The following is a 22,326-nucleotide window of genomic DNA, read 5'->3' as shown; positions in this document are numbered from 1 at the left end:
CCTCAAAAGTGAATGACGGTACGAATGCTCTTGCCTTCATGCATCAGGTCAAACGCTTTGTTGATGTCTTCCAGGCCCATGGTGTGGGTGATGAACGTATCCAGCGGGATTTCGCCGGCCTGGGCCATCTCCACGTAGCTTGGCAGTTCGCTGCGACCGCGTACGCCGCCGAACGCCGAACCGCGCCAGACGCGACCGGTGACCAGTTGGAACGGACGGGTGGAAATTTCCTGGCCGGCACCGGCAACGCCGATGATCACCGACTCGCCCCAGCCTTTGTGGCAGCACTCAAGGGCCGCGCGCATCAGCTGTACGTTGCCGATGCACTCGAAGGAAAAGTCCACGCCGCCATCAGTCAGGTCGACGATCACGTCTTGGATCGGGCGATCGTAGTCTTTCGGGTTGATGCAGTCGGTGGCGCCCAGTTGCTTGGCGATTTCGAACTTGGCCGGGTTGATGTCGATGGCGATGATACGTCCGGCCTTGGCCTTGACCGCACCGATCACCGCCGACAGACCAATACCGCCCAGGCCGAAGATGGCGACGGTGTCACCCGGCTTGACCTTGGCGGTGTTGATCACCGCACCGATACCGGTGGTCACGCCGCAACCGAGCAGGCAAACCTTCTCCAACGGTGCTTCTTTGGGAATCTTGGCCACGGAAATTTCCGGCAGCACGGTGTACTCGGAGAACGTCGAGGTACCCATGTAATGGAAAATTGGCTGACCTTTGTAGGAAAAACGCGTGGTGCCATCGGGCATCAAGCCTTTGCCCTGGGTGGAGCGAATGGCCTGACACAGGTTGGTTTTACCCGAGCGGCAGAATTTGCACTGGCCACATTCCGGGGTGTACAGCGGGATCACATGGTCGCCGACCGCAACGGAAGTCACGCCCTCACCGATGGCTTCGACCACTGCGCCGCCTTCGTGGCCGAGAATCGACGGGAAGATGCCTTCCGGATCGGCGCCCGAGAGGGTGTAGGCGTCGGTATGGCACACGCCGGAGGCAACCACCCGCAACAGCACTTCGCCGGCCTTGGGCATGGCGACATCCACTTCTACGATTTCGAGGGGCTTCTTGGCTTCGAAGGCTACGGCGGCGCGAGACTTGATCATCCGGGTTTCTCCATGGGTTAACAACTGAGGCTGAGAGTGTAAAACATGGCCGAATGATTAATAATCCAGTCAAAAGCAAAACTTTATTGCTGCACAGGGATAATCACTATGCAGGAAAACCGCTGGGAAGGCATCGACGAGTTCGTCGCAGTCGCCGAGTGCAGCCAGTTCACCGCCGCCGCTGAGCGTCTTGGGGTTTCGTCATCCCATATCAGCCGGCAAGTCGCGCGCCTGGAAGACCGACTGCAAACACGGCTGCTTTATCGCAGTACCCGCAAGGTCACCTTGACCGAGGCCGGCCAGACCTTTTTGCAGCATTGCCAACGCCTGCAGGATGGCCGCGAAGAAGCCTTGCGTGCCGTGGGCGACCTGACCAGCGAACCCAAGGGCATGTTGCGCATGACCTGTGCCGTGGCTTACGGCGAGCGCTTTATCGTGCCGCTGGTGACCCGATTTATGCGCCTGTATCCACAGCTGCGAGTGGATATCGAACTGAGCAACCGTCAGCTGGACCTGGTGCACGAAGGCCTCGACCTGGCGATTCGCCTGGGCCGCCTGCAAGACTCGCGTATGGTCGCCAGCCGCCTCGCGCCGCGACGCATGTTCCTGTGCGCTTCACCGTCCTACCTGGCACGGTATGGTCGGCCACATAGCTTGTCGGAATTGACTCGGCACAATTGTCTGATCGGCAGTTCGGACATTTGGCAATTGGCCCAGGACGGACGCGAATTTGCTCAGCGCGTGCAGGGAAACTGGCGCTGCAACAGTGGGCAAGCCGTGTTGGATGCGGCGCTGCAAGGTGTGGGTTTGTGCCAGCTGCCGGACTATTACGTGCTGGAGCACCTGCACACGGGCGCACTGGTGTCGCTGTTGGAGGCCCATCAACCACCGAATACGGCGGTGTGGGCGCTGTATCCGCAGCAACGACATTTATCGCCAAAGGTCAGGAAGTTGGTGGATTTCTTGAAGGAGGGCTTGGCCGAGCGGCCGGAGTACAGCGGTTGAGTATTGGATGTCTAGATGGGGCTCATCGCGGGCAAGCCCGGCTCACACAGTTGACCGAGCGGCATGGGGAGAAGGTGATTGAATGTGGCTTGCCTGCGATGAAGTCGACCCGGTGCAACTGACTATCGACGATTGGCCCAACGCAGTCGTAACCACTCCAGATCTTCCGGACGGGTCACCTTGATATTATCCGAGCGCCCTTCGATCAAGCGCGGCGCCTGCCCGGACCATTCCATCGCCGAGGCTTCATCAGTGATCAGCGCATCGGCCACCAGGCTGTCGGCCAATGCGCGGTGCAAGGCCCCGAGGCGGAACATCTGCGGCGTATAGGCTTGCCAGATCAAACTGCGATCGACGGTCTCCACCACCCGCCCCTGCTTGTCGACGCGCTTGAGGGTATCGCGAGCCGGCACCGCCAGCAGGCCACCGACCGGATCGTCCGCCAACTCAGCCAGCAATTTATCGAGATCATCACGGCTCAGGTTAGGCCGCGCCGCATCATGCACCAAGACCCAATCGTCATCGCAGGCGCCCAGGGCATTGAGCTGCAGCAGCGCGTTGAGTACCGAGCCCGAACGCTCCGCACCACCGTCCGCGCGTTGGATACGCGGGTCGGCAGCACACGCCAGGGCGGGCCAATAAGGATCATCAGAAGCGAGGCTGACCACCAGGCCCTTGAGCAAGGGGTGGTCGAGGAAACAGCCGAGGCTGTGTTCGAGAATCGTGCGTCCGCCCAGTTGCAGGTATTGCTTGGGACGGTCCGCGGCCATACGGGCACCAACGCCCGCGGCAGGAATCACGGCCCAGAAGGCCGGCAAACGCTGACTCATTGGGCCAACTGGTAGAGGGTTTCACCCTCCTTGACCATGCCCAACTCATGGCGAGCCCGCTCTTCGACGGTCTCCGTGCCCTTTTTCAACTCAAGGACCTCGGCATCGAGCACGCGGTTGCGCTCCAGCAAGCGTTCGTTCTCGGCACGCTGATCGGCAATTTGTTGGGTCAGGTCTTTTACCTGCGCAAAGCTGCCATTACCTACCCATAGGCGGTACTGCAGGCCAGCCAGCAGCAAGAGCAAGACAAGAAACAACCAATTGGGACTGCGCATCGAATATCGGGTATCCAGTGGAAAAAGACAGCCATGCAAAACTTTTGAAGCAACTGATAGCACGAAGCCTGGAAGAACCAGGCTTGTGCTAGATAGTCACCAGATTAACGCCGAAATTCACCCTGTCGTGAGTTTTCCGACGCAATCCGCCGACTTTTTACCATTTAACCCTCAGCCGCGAAACTCACCGCGACCGTTGTACTTGGCTTTGCCAGCCAGTTGCTCTTCGATACGCAGCAATTGGTTGTACTTGGAAACGCGGTCGGAACGGCACAGCGAGCCGGTCTTGATCTGGCCAGCCGAGGTGCCCACGGCCAGGTCGGCAATGGTCGAGTCTTCGGTTTCGCCGGAGCGGTGCGAGATCACAGCGGTATAACCTGCGGCCTTGGCCATCTGGATGGCTTCCAGGGTCTCGGTCAGGGTACCGATCTGGTTGAACTTGATCAGGATCGAGTTGGCGATCTTTTTATCGATGCCTTCTTTCAGGATCTTGGTGTTGGTCACGAACAGGTCGTCGCCCACCAGTTGGATCTTCTCGCCGATCTTGTCGGTGAGAATCTTCCAGCCATCCCAGTCGGACTCGTCCAGGCCGTCTTCGATCGAGATGATCGGGTAGCGCTGGGTCAGGCCCTTCAGGTACTCGGCAAAACCTTCGGAGTTGAACACCTGGCCTTCGCCGGACAGGTTGTATTTACCGTCTTCGTAGAACTCGCTGGCCGCGCAGTCCAGGGCCAGGGTCACGTCGGTGCCCAGGGTGTAGCCAGCGTTGGCCACGGCTTCGGAGATAACTTTCAGCGCATCTTCGTTGGACGCCAGGTTCGGTGCGAAACCGCCTTCGTCGCCGACCGCAGTGCTCAAGCCACGGGCTTTGAGTACGGCTTTGAGGTGATGGAAAATCTCGGTGCCCATGCGCAGGCCTTCGGAGAAGGTCTTGGCGCCAACCGGCTGCACCATGAATTCCTGGATGTCGACGTTGTTATCGGCATGCTCGCCACCGTTGATGATGTTCATCATCGGTACGGGCATCGAGTAGACGCCTGGGGTGCCGTTCAGGTTGGCGATGTGCGCGTACAACGGCAGGTCCTGGTCCTGGGCAGCGGCCTTAGCGGCGGCCAGGGATACGGCGAGAATGGCGTTGGCGCCCAGGCTGCCTTTGTTGTCAGTGCCGTCGAGCTTGATCATCGCGTGGTCCAGGGCTTTCTGATCCAGCGGGTCTTTACCCAGCAGCAGGTCACGGATCGGACCATTGATGTTGGCGACAGCCTTGAGGACACCCTTACCCAGGTAACGGCTCTTGTCGCCATCACGCAGTTCCAGCGCTTCGCGCGAACCGGTGGAAGCACCGGACGGCGCACAAGCGCTGCCGATGATGCCGTTATCGAGAAGCACGTCGGCTTCGACGGTGGGGTTGCCACGGGAGTCGAGAACTTCACGACCTTTGATGTCGACGATTTTTGCCATTGTTGTAAACACTCCAAAGTTGACGAAAACGACGCAGCTGAAGGAAAACTTTTGACCGACCGCAAGGGTGGAACAACGGGGCAGGCTTGCAGGCGACAAGACTCAGGCCCGCAGGCCTGAGCGTTTAGCGTGGGATACTCTACCGGAGAAACCCGGCTTACGCGGTCTCTACCGTCGGAAAACTCTTGACCAGTTCGTCCAACTGCTTGAGCTGGGCCAGGAACGGTTCAAGTTTATCCAGGCGCAGGGCACAAGGGCCGTCGCACTTGGCGTTATCCGGGTCCGGGTGGGCTTCCAGGAACAGGCCGGCCAGGGATTGGCTCATGCCGGCCTTGGCCAGGTCGGTGACCTGGGCGCGACGCCCGCCTGCGGAGTCCGAGCGACCACCGGGCATTTGCAGCGCGTGGGTCACGTCGAAGAACACCGGGTATTCGAACTGTTTCATGATGCCGAAACCGAGCATGTCCACCACGAGGTTGTTGTAGCCGAAGCTGGAACCGCGCTCGCAGAGGATCAACTGGTCGTTACCCGCTTCCACGCACTTGCTCAGGATGTGTTTCATTTCCTGAGGCGCAAGGAACTGGGCTTTCTTGATATTGATCACTGCACCGGTCTTGGCCATGGCGACCACGAGGTCGGTCTGGCGCGACAGAAAGGCCGGCAACTGAATGATGTCACACACTTCGGCGACCACGGCCGCCTGCGCAGGCTCGTGGACGTCGGTGATGACCGGCACGCCGAAGGCTTGCTTGATGTCCTGGAAGATCCGCATGCCTTCTTCAAGGCCTGGGCCGCGATAGGACGTCACAGACGAACGGTTGGCCTTGTCGAAGCTGGCCTTGAATACATAAGGGATGCCCAGCTTCTGGGTGACCCGCACATATTCTTCACAGACCTGCATCGCCATGTCGCGACTTTCCAGTACGTTCATGCCGCCGAACAGCACCATGGGCTTGTCGTTGGCAATCTCGATATCGCCTACGCGAATGATCTTCTGGGCCATCGGTTTACGCCTTCTTCTGATGTTGCGTCAGTGCAGCTTTGACGAAACCGCTGAACAGTGGGTGACCGTCGCGCGGTGTCGAGGTGAACTCGGGGTGGAACTGGCAAGCCACGAACCACGGATGATCCGGCGCCTCGACCACTTCAACCAACGCGCCATCGCCCGAGCGACCGGAGATTTTCAGGCCGGCCTCTTTGATCTGCGGCAGCAGGTTGTTGTTCACTTCGTAGCGGTGACGGTGACGCTCGACGATCACGTCCTTGCCGTAGCAGTCGTGAACCAGCGAGCCCGGCTCCAGCAGGCAATCCTGCGCGCCCAGGCGCATGGTGCCGCCCAGGTCGGAGGCCTCGGTACGTACTTCGACCGCACCGGTGGCGTCTTCCCACTCGGTGATCAGGCCCACGACCGGGTGACCGCTCTTGCTGTCGAACTCGGTGGAGTTGGCGTCTTTCCAGCCCAACACGTTCCGGGCGAATTCGATGACAGCCACTTGCATGCCCAGGCAGATACCCAGGTACGGAACCTTGTTCTCACGGGCGTATTGAACGGCCGTGATCTTGCCTTCCACGCCGCGCAAGCCGAAACCGCCAGGTACGAGGATCGCGTCCACGCCTTCGAGCAGCGCAGTGCCTTGGTTCTCGATGTCTTCGGAATCGATGTAGCGCAGGTTGACCTTGGTGCGGTTGCTGATACCGGCGTGGCTCATCGCTTCGATCAGCGACTTGTACGCGTCCAGCAGCTCCATGTACTTGCCGACCATGGCGATGGTGACTTCGTGCTCAGGGTTGAGCTTGGCGTCGACCACTGCATCCCACTCGGACAAGTCCGCGCCGCCACACTGCAGGCCGAAACGTTCGACCACAAAATCATCCAGACCTTGCGAATGCAGGATGCCCGGGATCTTGTAGATGGTGTCGGCGTCTTCCAGGGCAATTACCGCACGTTCTTCAACGTTGGTGAACTGCGCGATCTTGCGACGCGAGGAAATGTCGATCGGATGATCGGAACGGCAGACCAGCACGTCCGGCTGCAGGCCGATGGAACGCAGTTCCTTGACCGAGTGCTGGGTAGGCTTGGTTTTGGTTTCGCCGGCGGTGGCGATGTATGGCACCAAAGTCAGGTGCATCAGCATCGCCCGCTTGGCGCCGACTTCGAAACGCAACTGGCGGATGGCTTCGAGGAACGGTTGGGATTCGATGTCACCCACGGTGCCACCGATCTCGACCATCGCCACGTCAGCATCGCCCGCACCCTTGATGATGCGGCGCTTGATTTCGTCAGTGATGTGCGGAATAACCTGGATGGTCGCACCCAGGTAGTCACCACGGCGCTCTTTGCGCAGCACGTGTTCGTAGACACGGCCGGTGGTGAAGTTGTTGTTCTGGGTCATGGTCGTGCGGATGAACCGCTCGTAGTGGCCCAGGTCCAGGTCAGTCTCGGCGCCGTCGTGGGTGACGAACACTTCACCGTGCTGGAACGGGCTCATGGTGCCCGGGTCGACGTTGATGTACGGGTCCAGCTTGAGCATGGTGACTTTAAGCCCCCGCGCCTCCAGGATGGCCGCCAATGAAGCGGAGGCAATGCCTTTCCCCAATGAAGAAACAACACCGCCCGTGACGAATATGTAGCGCGTCATGAAAAACCCTAGAAGTCTGCGTTAAAGCGGTCCGAGCCGCCGGGGAAAGCGAAGAGAGGCCGAAGCCCCCGATCACCTGCATTAATCACAGTGCACCTTTCAAAAAAACCGCCGCGTTGTGACAGACCAGCAATGAAACACCGGTACGTTGATCGCTACACATTTTTTGGAATCGCCCAGCAAAGACTGCTTGGTAATCGGCAACTGCTGCGATTCAGGCGAATCCACAGAAGTTGTATCAAGAAGGGAGCGTAGTCTACCGGAAAGGCTCTATCAGCTCAAACCTTGATCGCAGGTCTGTGGTATCCAATGCAATTGCCAGTCCTGACTGGGTGGCGCCCACAATCCCGCAAGGTTGGGCACGGCCACTAAAAACTCCCCTCGATACAACAGCGGCAATCTGCCACGGACGAAGCCCGGCAAACCGCTTTCGTTGAGCAAGCGCTTCAGATCCCGTCGACCGCGGCCTGGCACATCGACGATTTCACCGCCCTGGCGGTAACGGACCTCCAACGGACCTGCGGGCGCCTTGCCGCAAAATCTCAGCTCACCATTACCGGGTAACTGTAGCGGGCGTAGCGCATCAGACCAGCTCACCGGCACATCGGAAAATTCCGACCAGCAGGAAGGCAACCACCAGATGCGCTCACCGCAACGATGTAATTGCCCATCAGCCAGAGACCATAACGGTTGTGCGTCGTGCTTGGCATCACGTAAGGATTGCCAGCCGACCCAGTGATCGCTGTCGGGCAGGCGTGTCAGCGGATTCAGCCAATGGCGCAAAGCATTGCGCTGACGGGCATCGGAAAGCTCTCGCAGCGGAGCAAGCGCCAGGGATGGCAAGCCCAACCAGGGAAACGCTGAAGGTTGTTCGGCGGCTTGCAGATCCATCCTGGCCAACTCATCGAGCAGGCCCTGGGCTTCACTCAAGTGCTCGGCACTGCGGGCCAGCCCGGGGACGGCTTGCGGCCAGCGCTCGGTCAGTATCGGGAATACGCGGTGGCGCAGGTAATTGCGGGAGAAGCGATTGTCTGCATTGGAAGGGTCTGCGATCCATTGAAGCTGATGCTCCACGGCATAGGCTTCCAGCTCTGCCCGAGAGACGCCCAACAACGGGCGGACCAAGTGCCCGCCCGCCAACGGACGGTGCACGGGCATGGCTGCCAACCCCCGTACGCCTGCGCCGCGTAACAGCCGAAACAGCAAGGTTTCGGCCTGGTCTTCGCGATGCTGGGCGGTGAGCATCACCTCCCCTGCTCCGATAACTTGCGCAAACGCCTGATAACGCGCATCACGCGCCGCACGCTCGAGACTGGCACCAGCCGGCACTTGCACGCGCATGATACGCAAGGGCACTCCCAGGTAGTCACACACCGACTGGCAATGGCTTGGCCAAGCGTCGGCAGCGGCTTGCAAGCCATGGTGGATATGGACGGCGCTTAGAGGCACAAGGGGTTTGGCGGTGGCCAGGAGATGCAGCAGCACAGTGGAATCAAGACCGCCAGAGAAAGCGATATGCCAAGCCGGGGCGTCGCGCCAGGGGGCCAGGGCTTGCAGGAGTTTGGCGGGTAAAGTTGGTTTCATCAAACGCTACCGCCGCAAATCTGGAATACGTTGACCAAGCATACACAAAGCAAATGTGGGAGAGGGATTGCGCCCCGATTGCTGAGTTTCAGTCCCTGTATTTGCTGACTGATCCACCGCTATCGGGGGCAAGCCCCCTCCCACATTAGTACTGCTGCGACTTTAGAGACCGTAGCTCATCAGGCGCTCATAACGACGAGCCAACAGCGCTTCGTTATCCATCTTCTTGAGCATCGCCAGTTGCGAGCCCAACTCTGCGCGGATGGTCGCGGCAGCGGCAGCCGGGTCACGATGGGCACCGCCCAGTGGCTCGGCGATCACTTTGTCGACGATACCCAGCCCTTTAAGGCGATCGGCGGTGATGCCCATGGCTTCGGCGGCGTCCGGCGCTTTTTCGGCGGTTTTCCACAGGATCGAGGCGCAACCTTCCGGCGAGATCACCGCGTAGGTCGAATATTGCAGCATGTTCAACTGGTCGCAGACGCCAATCGCCAATGCACCGCCGGAACCACCCTCACCAATCACGGTGGCGATGATCGGCGTTTTCAGACGGGCCATCACGCGCAGGTTCCAGGCGATCGCTTCGCTCTGGTTGCGCTCTTCGGCGTCGATGCCTGGGTAAGCGCCCGGGGTATCGATAAAGGTCAGGATCGGCATCTTGAAACGCTCGGCCATTTCCATCAGACGGCACGCCTTGCGGTAGCCTTCCGGACGCGGCATACCGAAGTTGCGGCGCACCTTCTCGCGAACTTCACGGCCTTTCTGGTGACCGATCACCATCACTGGCTGGTCGTCCAGACGCGCAATACCGCCCACGATAGCCGCGTCGTCGGAGAAGTGACGATCACCGTGCAGTTCGTCGAACTCGGTAAAAATGTGCTGGATGTAATCCAGGGTGTAAGGCCGGCGCGGGTGGCGGGCCAGGCGCGCGATCTGCCAGCTGGTCAGTTTGCCGAAGATGTCTTCGGTGAGCGTGCTGCTCTTGTCTTGCAGGCGGGCGATCTCATCGCCGATATTCAGCGAATTGTCATTGCCGACCAGGCGCAGCTCTTCGATCTTGGCTTGCAGGTCAGCGATCGGCTGTTCGAAATCAAGAAAATTCGGGTTCATAAGCGTCCGTCTTGGGTCGACGGCCAGGGAGTGCCTGGCCAGCCGGTTGTCTATTCGCGCCCTACCTTAAGGGAGAGGCGCGTTTAGGTCGAGATTAAATGTTTTGTCGATCACGCTGAATGCCACTACCGGGCCAGCCATCAACGGTATTGGAGGAAGACGTTGTCTCGCCCGAACTGGTCACGCAAAGCTTGAATCAAGCCGTCGGCGGGATCAATTCGCCAGGTCTCGCCAAACTGGAGCATGGCCTTGGCATCGTTACCGGTGTACTCCATGGTCACCGGGCACGCGCCCCGATGCCGCTTGAGCAACTCACCCAACCAGCGTAGCTGATCGCCCTTGAGCGCCTCGGTTTTAACTTTCAGGCGCAGGCTTTCGGCCAGGTTGGTGCGGGCATCTTCCATGCTCATTACACGCTTGATCCGCAGGCGCAGGCCGCCGGAGAAGTCGTCGTTGCTGACCTCCCCTTCCACCACCACCATGGCGTCGGTCTGCAAAAGCGACTGAGCAGAGTGGAACGCATCGGCGAACAATGAGGCTTCGATCCGGCCCGAACGGTCGTCAAGGGTGATGAACCCCATCTTGTCGCCCTTTTTATTTTTCATCACCCGCAGCGCAATGATCATGCCGGCCACGGTCTGGGTATCCCGCGCCGGTTTCAGGTCGATGATGCGCTGACGGGCGAAACGGCGGATTTCCCCTTCGTACTCGTCGATCGGGTGGCCGGTGAGATAGAGGCCCAAGGTGTCTTTTTCGCCCTTGAGCCGCTCCTTGAGGGTTAACTCCTTGGCCTTGCGGTGATTGGCGTACACGTCCGCGTCTTCTTCGACGAACAAACCTCCGAACAGGTCGGCATGCCCACTGTCGTGGGTGCGGGCGGTCTGTTCGGCGGCCTTGATCGCTTCTTCCATGGCGGCCAGCAGCACCGCGCGGTTGCGGTCGATATTGGCCTGATAAGCCTTGGGCTCATCATGGAAATAAGGGCCGAGACGGTCGAGTGCGCCACTGCGGATCAAGCCATCCAGGGTTCGCTTGTTGATACGTTTGAGATCGACCCGCGCGCAGAAGTCGAACAGATCTTTGAAAGGCCCGTCCTGACGCGCTTCGGTGATGGCTTCCACCGGGCCCTCGCCCACGCCTTTGATCGCACCCAGGCCATAAATAATGCGGCCTTCGTCGTTGACCGTGAACTTGAACTCCGAGGCGTTCACGTCCGGCGCGTCGAGGCGCAGCTTCATGGTGCGCACTTCCTCGATCAAGGTCACGACCTTGTCGGTGTTGTGCATATCCGCCGACAGTACCGCGGCCATGAACGGCGCCGGATAGTGCGCTTTCAGCCAGGCGGTCTGGTACGACACCAAGCCATAGGCGGCAGAGTGGGACTTGTTGAAGCCGTAACCGGCGAATTTCTCCACCAGGTCGAAGATGTTACCCGCCAGATCGGCGTCGATGTTGTTAGTGGCGCAACCCTCAATGAAACCACCACGCTGCTTGGCCATTTCCTCAGGCTTTTTCTTACCCATCGCACGACGCAGCATGTCGGCGCCGCCCAGGGTATAGCCCGCCATCACCTGAGCAATCTGCATCACCTGTTCCTGATACAGGATGATGCCGTAGGTCGGCGCCAATACTGGCTTGAGGCCTTCATACTGGTAATCGGAATGCGGGTACGCCAGCTCGGCACGCCCGTGCTTACGGTTGATGAAGTCATCCACCATGCCTGATTGCAGCGGGCCCGGACGGAACAGGGCCACCAGTGCGATCAAGTCTTCCAGGCAGTCGGGCTTGAGCTTTTTGATCAGCTCTTTCATACCGCGGGATTCAAGCTGGAACACCGCCGTGGTTTCGGCTTTTTGCAGCAGGGTGTAGGTCGGCTTGTCGTCCAGCGGAATAAAGGCGATATCCAGCGGTTCCTCGCCCACCTTGGCGCGGTCGCGGTTGATGGTTTTGAGGGCCCAGTCGATGATGGTCAGGGTACGCAGGCCGAGAAAGTCGAACTTCACCAGGCCGGCCGCCTCCACGTCATCCTTGTCGAACTGGGTTACCAGGCCGTCGCCTTCTTCGTCGCAATAGATCGGCGAAAAATCGGTGAGTTTGGTAGGCGCGATCACCACGCCACCGGCGTGCTTACCGACGTTACGCACTACGCCCTCAAGTTTGCGGGCCATCTCCCAGATTTCGGCGGCTTCTTCGTCGACTTTGATGAAATCGCGCAGGATCTCTTCCTGCTCGTAAGCCTTCTCCAGGGTCATGCCGACTTCGAACGGGATCATCTTCGACAGACGATCAGCCAGGCCGTAGGACTTGCCCTGCACCCGCGCCACGTCGCGGATCACCGCCTTGGCCGCCATGGAACCGAAGGTAATGATCTGGCTCACGGCGTTGCGGCCATATTTTTCGGCCACGTATTCGATCACGCGGTCGCGACCGTCCATGCAGAAGTCGACGTCGAAGTCGGGCATGGAAACCCGCTCCGGGTTCAGGAATCGCTCGAACAGCAGGTCGTATTCCAGCGGGTCAAGGTCGGTGATCTTCTGCACATAGGCCACCAGCGAGCCAGCACCTGACCCCCGGCCCGGGCCCACCGGCACGCCGTTGTTCTTGGCCCACTGAATAAAGTCCATCACGATCAGGAAGTAACCGGGGAACCCCATCTGGATAATGATATCCAGCTCGAAATTCAACCGGTCGACATAGACCTGGCGCTTGGCTTCATAGTCTTCGGTGGTTTCCTTGGGCAGCAGGACCGCCAGCCGCTCCTCAAGGCCATCGAACGAGACCTTGCGGAAATATTCATCGATGGTCATGCCATCTGGAATCGGGAAGTTAGGCAGGAAGTGCTTGCCCAGCTTCACTTCGATATTGCAGCGCTTGGCGATCTCGACAGAGTTTTCCAGGGCCTCAGGCAGGTCGCTGAACAGCTCGGCCATTTCTTCGGCGCTTTTAAGGTACTGCTCTTCGCTGTAATTCTTCGAACGGCGCGGGTCATCCAGGGCTCGGCCTTCGCCGATGCACACTCGGGTTTCGTGGGCCTCGAAATCTTCCTTCTTGATAAAGCGCACATCATTGGTCGCCACCAGCGGCGCACCGAGTTTGTCGGCCAATGCTACGGCGGCGTGCAGGTGCTCTTCATCGTTGGGCCGATTGGTGCGCTGCACTTCCAAATAGAAACGGTCGGGAAAAACCTGCATCCACTCGCGGGCCAGCACTTCGGCTTCCTGGGGATTGCCGCCCAGCAGCGCGATACCGATCTCGCCCTCTTTAGCGGCGGACAGCATGATCAGCCCTTCGCTGGCTTCGGCCACCCACTCGCGCTCGATGATGATCGAGCCATTGCGCTGACCGTCGATAAAACCGCGGGAAATCAGTTCGGTGAGGTTGCGATAGCCGACGCCATTCATCGCCAACAGGCTGATGCGGCTCAAGGGGTTGTCGGGGTCTTTGTTGGACAGCCACAGGTCGGCGCCGCAGATCGGCTTGATGCCGGCGGCCATGGCATTTTTATAGAACTTGACCAGGGAACACATGTTGTTCTGATCAGTCACCGCCACCGCAGGCATGTTCATGCCCACCAGGGTTTTGACCAGGGGTTTGATCCGTACCAGGCCGTCGACCAGGGAGTATTCAGTGTGCAGGCGCAGGTGAACGAATGAAGCCGGCATAGTGATCCTGTTCTAATACATGGAGACAACAAGGCCCGGATTGTACCGGGCCTTGGCAAAAACATCAGCCTCGCGACTAAACCTCGCTGAAGCTCTCGCGCAGCTCGTAGGCCTGGCGCACCGGGGCGAAGGAGCGGCGATGAATCGGCGTCGGGCCGAGGCGTGCGAGAGCTTCCAGATGAACGGGCGTCGGGTAGCCCTTATGCCCGCCGATGCCATAACCTGGGTAGATCAGTTCAAATGCAGCCATTTCCCGATCACGACTGACTTTGGCCAGAATCGAGGCCGCGGCAATCGCCGGCACCTTGCTATCACCCTTGACCACCGCTTCCGACGGCATGCTCAGTTTCGGGCAACGGTTGCCGTCGATCATCGCCATCTTCGGCGTGATGTGCAGGCCTTCGACCGCACGCTGCATCGCCAGCATCGTGGCATGGAGAATATTGAGCGTGTCGATTTCTTCGACTTCGGCCCGGGCGATATGCCAACTCAAGGCTTTTTCACAGATCTCGTCATACAGCTTTTCACGGCGTGCTTCGGTGAGTTTTTTCGAATCGTTCAGTCCCAGGATCGGTCGATTCGGATCCAGAATGACCGCCGCCGTGACCACCGCACCGCACAGTGGGCCACGTCCTACTTCATCGACGCCGGCCACCAGCTCATGGGCTTGGGCAACCAGGCTGAAATCCAGGCCCATTTGCGTACTCATAAAGCTTCCTGTTGTTTGCCGATCAAGCTAAGCACGGCGTCGGCCGCCTGATTCGAGGCATCACGGCGCAACGTGCGGTGAATGGCGTCGAACCCACGGGTCTGTTCTTCGCCGCCGTCGATCAAGGGTAGTAGGGTTTGCGCCAGGGCGTCCGGCGTAGCATCGTCCTGCAACAACTCCGGCACCAACAGGCGTTGGGCCAACAGGTTGGGCAGGGAGATGTAAGGGCTCTTGACCATGCGCTTGAGAATCCAGAAGGTCAGCGGCGCCAAACGATAGGCCACGACCATAGGGCGCTTGTACAGCAAGGCCTCCAGCGTGGCAGTACCCGAAGCGATCATGACCGCATCGCACGCCGCCAAAGCCAGATGGGACTGACCATCCAGCAAGGTCAACGGCAGGTCGCGGTCTGGCAGCAGCGCTTCGATCTGCGCACGACGTTGCGGGCTGGCACAAGGCAATACAAACCGCACGCCGGGCTTAAGGACCATCAGGCGCTCGGCCGCATCGAAGAAGACGCTGGCCAGACGTCCGACTTCACCGCCTCGGCTGCCCGGCATCAGCGCCACCAGCGGGCCGTCGGGCAAGCCCAACTCGGCGCGGGCCGCGGCTCGGTCGGCGTGCAGGGGAATGGCGTCGGCAAGGGTGTGCCCGACAAACCGCACCGGCACGCCCTTCTCTTCATAGAATTTGGCCTCGAACGGCAACAGGGTCAGCATCAGGTCGCAACCCTCGCGAATCTTCAGCACGCGCTTCTGCCGCCAGGCCCACACGGACGGGCTGACATAATGCACGGTCTTGATCCCGGCCTGACGCAGCTTGAGTTCGATATTGAGGGTGAAATCCGGTGCGTCGATGCCGATAAAGACGTCAGGCTTTTCTTCGATCAAGGTCTGGATCAGCAGTTTGCGCCGCGCCAGCAACTCGCGCAGACGACCCAATACTTCCACCAGCCCCATGACCGACAAGCGCTCCATGGGAAAGTAGGACGCCAGGCCTTCAGCCTGCATCAGCGGGCCGCCAACACCGATAAACTCCACCGCCGGATGCTGAGCCTTGAGGGCTCGCATAAGACCTGCGCCCAAAATATCGCCGGAAGCTTCTCCGGCCACCAGCGCTATACGCAGATTGGCCATGGTCAGCGGGTGATGCCGCGCGTCGACGCCTGGATCGAGTCACGGAACACCGCAACTTCCGGGAACAACGCAGCCGGTTCGGTCAGTTGGGTCAATGCCTGCTCTACGGTCAGCCCCTGGCGATAAACCACCTTATAGGCGCGGCGCAGAGCATGGATGGCATCATCGCTGAACCCGCGACGGCGCATGCCTTCGAAGTTCATGCTACGCGCTTCGGCCGGGTTGCCGAATACCGTGACATACGCCGGAACGTCCTTACCGATGGCGGTCCCCATGCCGGAGAAGCTATGGGCGCCGATATGGCAATACTGATGCACCAGGGTAAAACCGGACAGAATCGCCCAGTCATCAACATGAACATGCCCAGCCAACGCGGTGTTATTCACCAGGATGCAGTGGTTGCCGATGACGCTGTCATGACCGATATGGGCATATGCCATAACCAGATTGTGATCACCCAGGGTGGTTTCGGCGCGATCCTGCACGGTACCGCGATGAATTGTCACGCCCTCTCGGATGATGTTGTGATCACCGATAACCAAGCGCGTTTCTTCACCTTTGTACTTCATGTCCGGTGTGTCTTCGCCTACCGAGGAGAATTGGTAGATGCGATTGTGCTTGCCAATGCGGGTCGGACCTTTGAGGATCACATGCGGCCCGATGACAGTCCCCTCGCCGATTTCCACACCTGCGCCGATGATCGACCAGGGGCCGACCTCAACGTCGGCGGCCAGTACGGCCGACGGATCGATGATTGCGCGAGGGTCAATCAAACTCATAGTTTGCGTTCCGCGCAGATGATCTCGGCGGAGCACACCGGCTTGCCATCCACCGAGGCCTGGCACTCGAATTTCCAGATTTGGCGCTTGCAGCTGATGAACTTAGCTTCCAGGATCAACTGGTCACCTGGAGTGACCGGGTTGCGGAAACGCAGCTTGTCCGAGCCCACGAAATAGTAAAGCGTGCCATCGGCGGGCTTGAGGTCGAGCATTTTGAAACCAAGGATACCGGCAGCCTGGGCCATCGCTTCGATGATCAACACGCCCGGCATGATGGGGTGTGCGGGAAAGTGACCATTGAAGAACGGTTCGTTGATGCTGACATTCTTGTAGGCGCGAATGCGCTTTTCCTCAACATTGAGGTCCACTACGCGATCCACCAGCAGGAACGGGTAACGGTGAGGCAGGTATTCGCGAATCTCGTTGATGTCCATCATTTCGGGGGGAAGCCTGTAATAAAGATTGGGGGCGGGCGGACTAAAAGCACGCCCCGCTAGCAAATCAAGGAGGCAGCCTAGCGGCTGTACACACTTGATATGAAAATGGTATCAGCCTTCTGATGAAGCATTACTGCCAGGGGTCACTTCTCCAACACGCTTTTCCAGCTGTTTGAGACGTCGAGCCATATCATCAAGCTGCCGCAAACGCGCCGCACTCTTGCGCCATTCGGCCGCCGGCTGCATGGCGGTACCGGAGGAATAGGCGCCCGGCTCGGTAATCGAATGGGTCACCATGGTCATACCGGTGATGAAGACGTTGTCGCAGATATCGATATGCCCAACCAGCCCGACCCCCCCGGCGAGCATGCAATGCTTGCCAATTCGGGTACTGCCGGAAATCCCCACGCATGCGGCCATAGCGGTGTGATCGCCAATCTGCACGTTGTGGGCGATCTGGATCTGATTGTCGAGCTTCACGCCATTACCGATCACGGTATCGGCCAAGGCCCCACGATCCACCGCCGTGTTCACGCCAATTTCCACATCGTCGCCGATCAGAACGCCACCGACCTGGGCAATTTTGTTCCAGACGCCTTTGGCGTTGGCAAAGCCGAAGCCTTCGCCACCGATCACGGCACCCGACTGGATGACCACACGCTGGCCGATCCGCACATCGTGGTACAGGGTCACCCGCGGCGCGAGCCAGCCATCGGCGCCGATCTCGCAACGCGCACCGATAAAGCAATGAGCCCCGACCGTGACGCCTGCGGCGATGCGCGCACCACTCTCGATCACCGCAAAGGCACCAATGCTGGCCGCTGGGTCAACCTGAGCGTCATCGGCAATCACAGCTGAAGGATGAATACCGCCCGCCGCCTTGGGTTTTGGATCGAAAAGGTGCGACACCTTGGCATACGCCAGGTACGGGTCCGCTACCACCAACGCCTCCCCCGCGAACCCTTCAGCGTCGGCAGCTTTGAGCAACACGGCTGCGGCACGACTGTCGACAAGGTATTTACGGTACTGAGGGTTTGCGAGGAAGCTCAACTGAGCTGGGCCAGCCTCCTGTAAGGTGGCTAGCCCAGTGATTTCCTTCTCCGGGGAGCCACGCAAGGTGGCCCCCAGGAACTCGGCCAACTCGCCGAGTTTGATAGTCGCGGTCATGGCTTACTTCAGCTGATTCATGCGCTCGATCACCTGACGGGTGATGTCGTACTGAGGTTTAACGTCGATCACAGCGCCACGCTCGAACACCAGGTCAAAGGCACCCTTCTTGATGACTTCTTCCACGGCGCTGTCGAGCTTAGGCTTGAGCTGCTTGAGCATTTCGCGGTCGGCGACAGCTTTGGCTTCGTTCAGCTCCTTGGACTGGAACTGGTAGTCACGGGCTTTTTGCTTGAATTCCAACTCCAGACGCTCGCGCTCGCCTTGCTGCATCTTGTCGCCACCGGCCACCAGACGATCCTGGATACCCTTCGCGCTGCTTTCCAGGGTCTTGAGCTTGGTCAGTTGCGGACCGAATTTTTTCTCGGCATCCACGGCGTATTTTTTGGCCGCATCGGATTCCAGCAGCGCCATCTGATAGTTCAGAACGGCGATTTTCATTTCGGCGAAGGCCGGGGTGGCTACCAGCACGGTTGCCAGCAGAACCAATTGAGTCAACTTACGCACGATGCACTCCTACAGAATCCGTTGTCGTTATCTTAGGTCAGACGATTAGAACGTCTGGCCGAGGGAGAATTGGAAAATCTGGGTTTCAGCGTTATCCGGTTTCTTGATTGGCATGGCCAGCGCAAAGCTCAATGGGCCCAGCGCAGTCACCCACGTCACACCCACACCCACGGAGCTCGCCATGTTGCTGAGGCTCACGTCGTTGCACTGGGTGTTGGACTTCAAACCGCTTGGGTTTTTGATCTGCTCGCACTTGGAATCGAACACGTTACCCACGTCCCAGAATACGGATGTACGCAGGGAACGCTGATCTTTCACGAACGGCAGTGGGAACAGAATTTCAGCACCACCCTGGATCAACACGTTACCACCGAAAGGCAGCGGATCATTGTCACTGTCAGGTTGAGTGCCGATGTTACCGGTTTTATCAACACCGCGGCTCGGGGTACCGCGAGGGCCGAGAGTGCTGTCCTTGAAGCCACGTACCGAGTTGAAACCACCTGCATAGTAGTTTTCATAGAACGGCAAGCCATTGGTCGAACCGTAACCATCGCCATAGCCCAGCTCGGTGTGCAGGCGCATAGTGTAGTTGTCGCTCAACGGCTGGAACAACTGACCGCGGTAGTCGAGTTTGAAGAACGACAGGTCGCTGCCCGGCGTGGTGACTTCCGCCGTCAGGCTCTGGGAATGGCCACGGGTAGCCAGCACGCCTTTGTTCAGGGTCGACTCGGACCAGCCGGCGGACGCCTTGAAGTTCAGAAACTTGTCGCCTTCACGGCGGGTGAAATCGAAAATCTCGTCCACGGTATAGATACCGGTCTTGATCTCATCCTGCTGCGCAGTCAGGCCGAAGGTCAGGCGCGAGGTTTCGCTGATCGGATAGCCGATGTTCACGCCAGCACCCAGGCTGTCGATCGCATAGCTAGCTACGTCTACGTCGAGGTCTTTGTAGTCGGTGGTGCGGTAGAAGGCGTTGTAGCCCAGGCTCACACCGTCGGCGGTCCAGTAGGGGTCGACATAACCGAAGTTATAGCGGCTCTGGTATTCGCTACGGGTCAGGCCGATGGAAACCTTGTTACCGGTACCGAGGAAGTTGTTCTGGGTGATCGAGCCACCAAGAATCAGACCGGCACTCTGCGCGAAACCGACGCTAGCGGTGATCGATCCCGATGCTTGCTCTTCAACGGCGTAGTTCACGTCAACCTGGTCATCCACACCTGGCACGGCTGGTGTTTCGACGTTCACTTCCTTGAAGAAGCCCAGACGCTCAAGACGGGTCTTGGATTGGTCGATGAGGTAAGTCGACGCCCAGCCACCTTCCATCTGCCGCATTTCACGACGCAGCACTTCGTCGGCAGACTTGGTGTTGCCGCGGAAGTTGATGCGGTTGACGTAAGCACGCTTGCCTGGATCCACCACGAAGGTGATGTCGACGGTGTGATCTTCGTCATGAGGTGTCGGAACGCCATTGACGTTGGCGAAGGTATAGCCTTCGTTACCGAGACGACGCGTGATCAGTTCGGAAGTGGTGGTCATCAGCTTACGCGAGAACACTTGGTCTTTCTGCACCAACAACAGGGACTTGACCTGGTCTTCAGGCACTTTCAAGTCACCACTGAGTTTCACGTCACGAACCTTGTACTTCTCGCCTTCGTTGACGTTGACAGTGATATAGACGTGTTTCTTGTCCGGCGTGATGGACACCTGGGTCGACGCGATATCCATGTTGATATAGCCGCGATCCAGGTAGTAGGAACGCAGACGTTCCAGGTCACCGGAGAGCTTTTCACGAGCATACTTGTCATCGTTCTTGAAGAACGACAACCAGTTGGTGGTTTTGAGTTCGAACAAATCGACCAGGTCTTCATCAGCAAACTTGGTGTTGCCCACCACGTTGATGTGCTGAATGGCCGCCACGGTGCCTTCGTTGATGTTGACCTTGAGGCCTACACGGTTACGCGGCTGCGGAACTACTTCCGTTTCCACGGTCGCCGAGTAGCGGCCCTGGGCTACGTACTGGCGTTGTAGCTCGTTACGTACACCTTCGAGGGTGGCACGCTGGAAGATTTCGCCTTCGGCCAAGCCAGATTGCTTAAGGCCCTTCATCAGGTCTTCAGTGGAGATCGCTTTGTTGCCCTCGATCTCGATACTGGCGACGGAAGGTCGCTCAACGACATTGATGACCAGGACGTTGCCTTCTCGACCCAGTTGGATGTCTTGAAAGAACCCGGTTTTGAACAGCGCACGAGTGGATTCCACCAGGCGACGATCATCAGCCTGTTCCCCGACGTTCAACGGCAAGGCACCAAAGACGCTACCCGCGGAAACCCGCTGGAGGCCGTTGACGCGAATATCGGAGATGGTGAAGGACTCGGCGTGAACTTCGGCGATCATCAATACGGTGAGAACCGCAGTTAGCAGCAGACGTTTCATGAAGTCCTTTCTTATTCCAACTGGCAATAAACAAACTGCCGCAAAATGCGGCAGATTCGCAATTCAGCGAAGCGTTACAGACGACCCAGATCGTTGACCAGGGCTAACAACATCACCCCAACCACCAAACTGATACCAATCTGTATCCCCCAACCCTGCACACGATCCGACAAGGGGCGACCACGCACCCACTCGACCAGATAAAACAGCAGATGCCCCCCATCCAATACTGGAATGGGCAGCAAATTCAGAACACCCAGGCTGATACTCAGATAAGCCAGGAAATTCAGGAAATCCGCGACACCCGACTGGGCAGAAGCGCCCGCCACTTTAGCAATGGTTATCGGCCCACTCAAGTTTTTTACCGAGAGCTCGCCGAACAACATTTTCTTGAGGGATTCGAGCGTCAGCACACTCATGGTCCAAGTGCGTTTGGCACCCTCGCCGATTGCCGCCAATGGCCCGTAGCTGACCTCCCTCATCATCGAAGGCGGCCACTCGGGACTCTTGACCCCAGCACCCAGATAACCGCCGGCCGCCTTGGCTTCCCCGCGTGCCGCCAACGTTACAGGGACGTAGATTTGAGCATTATCGCGCTCAACTTTCAGCACAATTTTGGTATCAGGGCGAACACGCACCAGATCGACCACCTGCTGCCAGTCATTAAGCGCCTGTCCATCGAGCGCCAATAGGCGGTCGCCGGTTTTCAGACCTGCGGCATGGGCCGGGCCTTTAGGGTCCAGCTCCGCGAGCACTGGCGGCAACACCGGCCGCCATGGACGAATCCCCAGGGATTTGATCGGATCGGGCTCATCAGCCCCTTTTAGCCAGTGATCCAATGCCAGTGAACGGGCGGTTTCGGCAGTTGAATCCTGCTCACGCACGATGACGCTGACGGTGCCGCTTTCACCCAGGCGACGCACCAGTTGGAGATTGACCGCGCCCCAGCCTGTTGTGGGTTCGCCATCAATGGAAACAATTTCCTGCCCGGCGACCAAACCCGCTTTAGCTGCAATGCTGTCCGGCTCGACCGCACCGATCACCGGACGGATCTGTTGGCTACCCAGCATGGCCAACACCCAGAAAAACAGCATGGCCAACAGGAAGTTGGCGATCGGACCGGCCGCCACAATGGCGATACGCTGACGAACGGTTTTGCGATTGAAGGATTGGTCCAACTGGTCGGCCGGCACTTCGCCTTCACGCTCATCGAGCATCTTGACGTAGCCACCCAACGGAATGGCTGCGACCACGAACTCAGTGCCATGGCGATCATGCCAGCGCACCAGCGGCATGCCAAAACCGACGGAAAAGCGCAGTACCTTGACGCCGCAACGACGCGCCACCCAGAAGTGGCCGAATTCGTGGAAGGTAACCAGCACACCCAGAGCAACCAGGGTGCCGACAATCATATAAAGCGCACTCATCTAATTTCTCCGCATTCCAATCCAGTGCCAGAAGGCTCAACGCGCCGACA

At 58.9% G+C, this 22,326-nt stretch carries 18 protein-coding genes; 1 reads left to right on the top strand and 17 read right to left on the bottom strand.

The features are described from left to right. Positions 1-2: 2 nt before the first annotated feature. Positions 3-1,115, bottom strand: coding sequence for an S-(hydroxymethyl)glutathione dehydrogenase/class III alcohol dehydrogenase (locus tag YA0848_RS16955; RefSeq protein ID WP_169903675.1), 1,113 nt, complete (start codon positions 1,113-1,115; stop codon positions 3-5). Between the two features lie 108 nt (positions 1,116-1,223). Between YA0848_RS16955 and YA0848_RS16950 the strand changes: the two genes are divergently transcribed. Next, positions 1,224-2,120, top strand: a complete 897-nt coding sequence (locus tag YA0848_RS16950) for a LysR substrate-binding domain-containing protein (protein WP_034096258.1) — start codon at positions 1,224-1,226, stop codon at positions 2,118-2,120. A gap of 122 nt (positions 2,121-2,242) precedes the next feature. On the opposite strand, the gene ispD is transcribed toward YA0848_RS16950, so the two are convergent. The 16 genes from ispD to rseP form a co-directional block, all read right to left on the bottom strand. Then, positions 2,243-2,950: a 2-C-methyl-D-erythritol 4-phosphate cytidylyltransferase gene (ispD, locus tag YA0848_RS16945; protein WP_034112175.1), complete on the bottom strand. Its 708-nt coding sequence runs from the start codon at positions 2,948-2,950 to the stop codon at positions 2,243-2,245. After that, positions 2,947-3,225, bottom strand: a complete 279-nt coding sequence (ftsB, locus tag YA0848_RS16940; RefSeq protein ID WP_034096256.1) for a cell division protein FtsB — start codon at positions 3,223-3,225, stop codon at positions 2,947-2,949. The genes ispD and ftsB overlap by 4 nt, the downstream gene beginning before the upstream one ends. A 171-nt stretch (positions 3,226-3,396) precedes the next feature. Next, positions 3,397-4,686, bottom strand: a complete 1,290-nt coding sequence (gene eno / locus YA0848_RS16935; protein ID WP_034096255.1) for a phosphopyruvate hydratase — start codon at positions 4,684-4,686, stop codon at positions 3,397-3,399. Positions 4,687-4,843: 157 nt separating this feature from the next. Further along, positions 4,844-5,689 carry a 3-deoxy-8-phosphooctulonate synthase gene (gene kdsA / locus YA0848_RS16930; RefSeq protein WP_034096254.1) on the bottom strand — a complete coding sequence of 282 codons (846 nt, stop codon included), beginning with the start codon at positions 5,687-5,689 and terminating at the stop codon, positions 4,844-4,846. 4 nt (positions 5,690-5,693) lie between these two features. Beyond that, positions 5,694-7,325 carry a CTP synthase gene (locus YA0848_RS16925; RefSeq protein WP_034096253.1) on the bottom strand — a complete coding sequence of 544 codons (1,632 nt, stop codon included), beginning with the start codon at positions 7,323-7,325 and terminating at the stop codon, positions 5,694-5,696. 273 nt (positions 7,326-7,598) lie between these two features. Further along, on the bottom strand, positions 7,599-8,909 hold the full coding sequence (gene tilS / locus YA0848_RS16920) for a tRNA lysidine(34) synthetase TilS (protein ID WP_169903674.1): 1,311 nt from the start codon (positions 8,907-8,909) through the stop codon (positions 7,599-7,601). A gap of 162 nt (positions 8,910-9,071) precedes the next feature. Further along, positions 9,072-10,019 (bottom strand): acetyl-CoA carboxylase carboxyltransferase subunit alpha, encoded by a 948-nt coding sequence (locus YA0848_RS16915; RefSeq protein ID WP_034096251.1) that lies wholly within the window; start codon positions 10,017-10,019, stop codon positions 9,072-9,074. 140 nt (positions 10,020-10,159) lie between these two features. Further along, positions 10,160-13,681 (bottom strand): DNA polymerase III subunit alpha, encoded by a 3,522-nt coding sequence (dnaE, locus tag YA0848_RS16910; RefSeq protein ID WP_034096250.1) that lies wholly within the window; start codon positions 13,679-13,681, stop codon positions 10,160-10,162. Positions 13,682-13,757: 76 nt separating this feature from the next. Next, positions 13,758-14,390 carry a ribonuclease HII gene (gene rnhB, locus YA0848_RS16905; RefSeq protein WP_034096249.1) on the bottom strand — a complete coding sequence of 211 codons (633 nt, stop codon included), beginning with the start codon at positions 14,388-14,390 and terminating at the stop codon, positions 13,758-13,760. Further along, the gene (gene lpxB / locus YA0848_RS16900; protein ID WP_169903673.1) at positions 14,387-15,526 is read right to left on the bottom strand and encodes a lipid-A-disaccharide synthase; all 1,140 of its coding nucleotides are present in this window, start codon (positions 15,524-15,526) and stop codon (positions 14,387-14,389) included. The genes rnhB and lpxB overlap by 4 nt, the downstream gene beginning before the upstream one ends. Before the next feature lie 2 nt (positions 15,527-15,528). Further along, positions 15,529-16,305, bottom strand: coding sequence for an acyl-ACP--UDP-N-acetylglucosamine O-acyltransferase (gene lpxA, locus YA0848_RS16895; protein WP_034096247.1), 777 nt, complete (start codon positions 16,303-16,305; stop codon positions 15,529-15,531). After that, entirely contained in the window at positions 16,302-16,742 is a 441-nt protein-coding gene (gene fabZ / locus YA0848_RS16890) for a 3-hydroxyacyl-ACP dehydratase FabZ (protein WP_003172281.1), read from the bottom strand. The genes lpxA and fabZ overlap by 4 nt, the downstream gene beginning before the upstream one ends. Positions 16,743-16,853: 111 nt before the next feature. After that, a complete protein-coding gene (lpxD, locus tag YA0848_RS16885) occupies positions 16,854-17,909 on the bottom strand; it encodes a UDP-3-O-(3-hydroxymyristoyl)glucosamine N-acyltransferase (RefSeq protein ID WP_034096246.1) in 1,056 nt (351 codons plus the stop codon). Positions 17,910-17,912: 3 nt separating this feature from the next. Beyond that, positions 17,913-18,416, bottom strand: a complete 504-nt coding sequence (locus YA0848_RS16880) for an OmpH family outer membrane protein (RefSeq protein ID WP_003219314.1) — start codon at positions 18,414-18,416, stop codon at positions 17,913-17,915. Positions 18,417-18,461: 45 nt separating this feature from the next. After that, the gene (gene bamA, locus YA0848_RS16875; protein ID WP_034112164.1) at positions 18,462-20,849 is read right to left on the bottom strand and encodes an outer membrane protein assembly factor BamA; all 2,388 of its coding nucleotides are present in this window, start codon (positions 20,847-20,849) and stop codon (positions 18,462-18,464) included. Between the two features lie 74 nt (positions 20,850-20,923). Further along, the gene (rseP, locus tag YA0848_RS16870; RefSeq protein ID WP_169903672.1) at positions 20,924-22,276 is read right to left on the bottom strand and encodes a sigma E protease regulator RseP; all 1,353 of its coding nucleotides are present in this window, start codon (positions 22,274-22,276) and stop codon (positions 20,924-20,926) included. Positions 22,277-22,326 lie beyond the last annotated feature (50 nt).

It is taken from the genome of Pseudomonas sp. S4_EA_1b (assembly GCF_016307435.1).
GTDB classification, from domain to species: Bacteria; Pseudomonadota; Gammaproteobacteria; order Pseudomonadales; family Pseudomonadaceae; genus Aquipseudomonas; species Aquipseudomonas rhodesiae.
The sequence above is the reverse complement of the archived record's forward strand: the minus strand, read 5'-3'. Positions and strand labels throughout refer to the sequence as shown.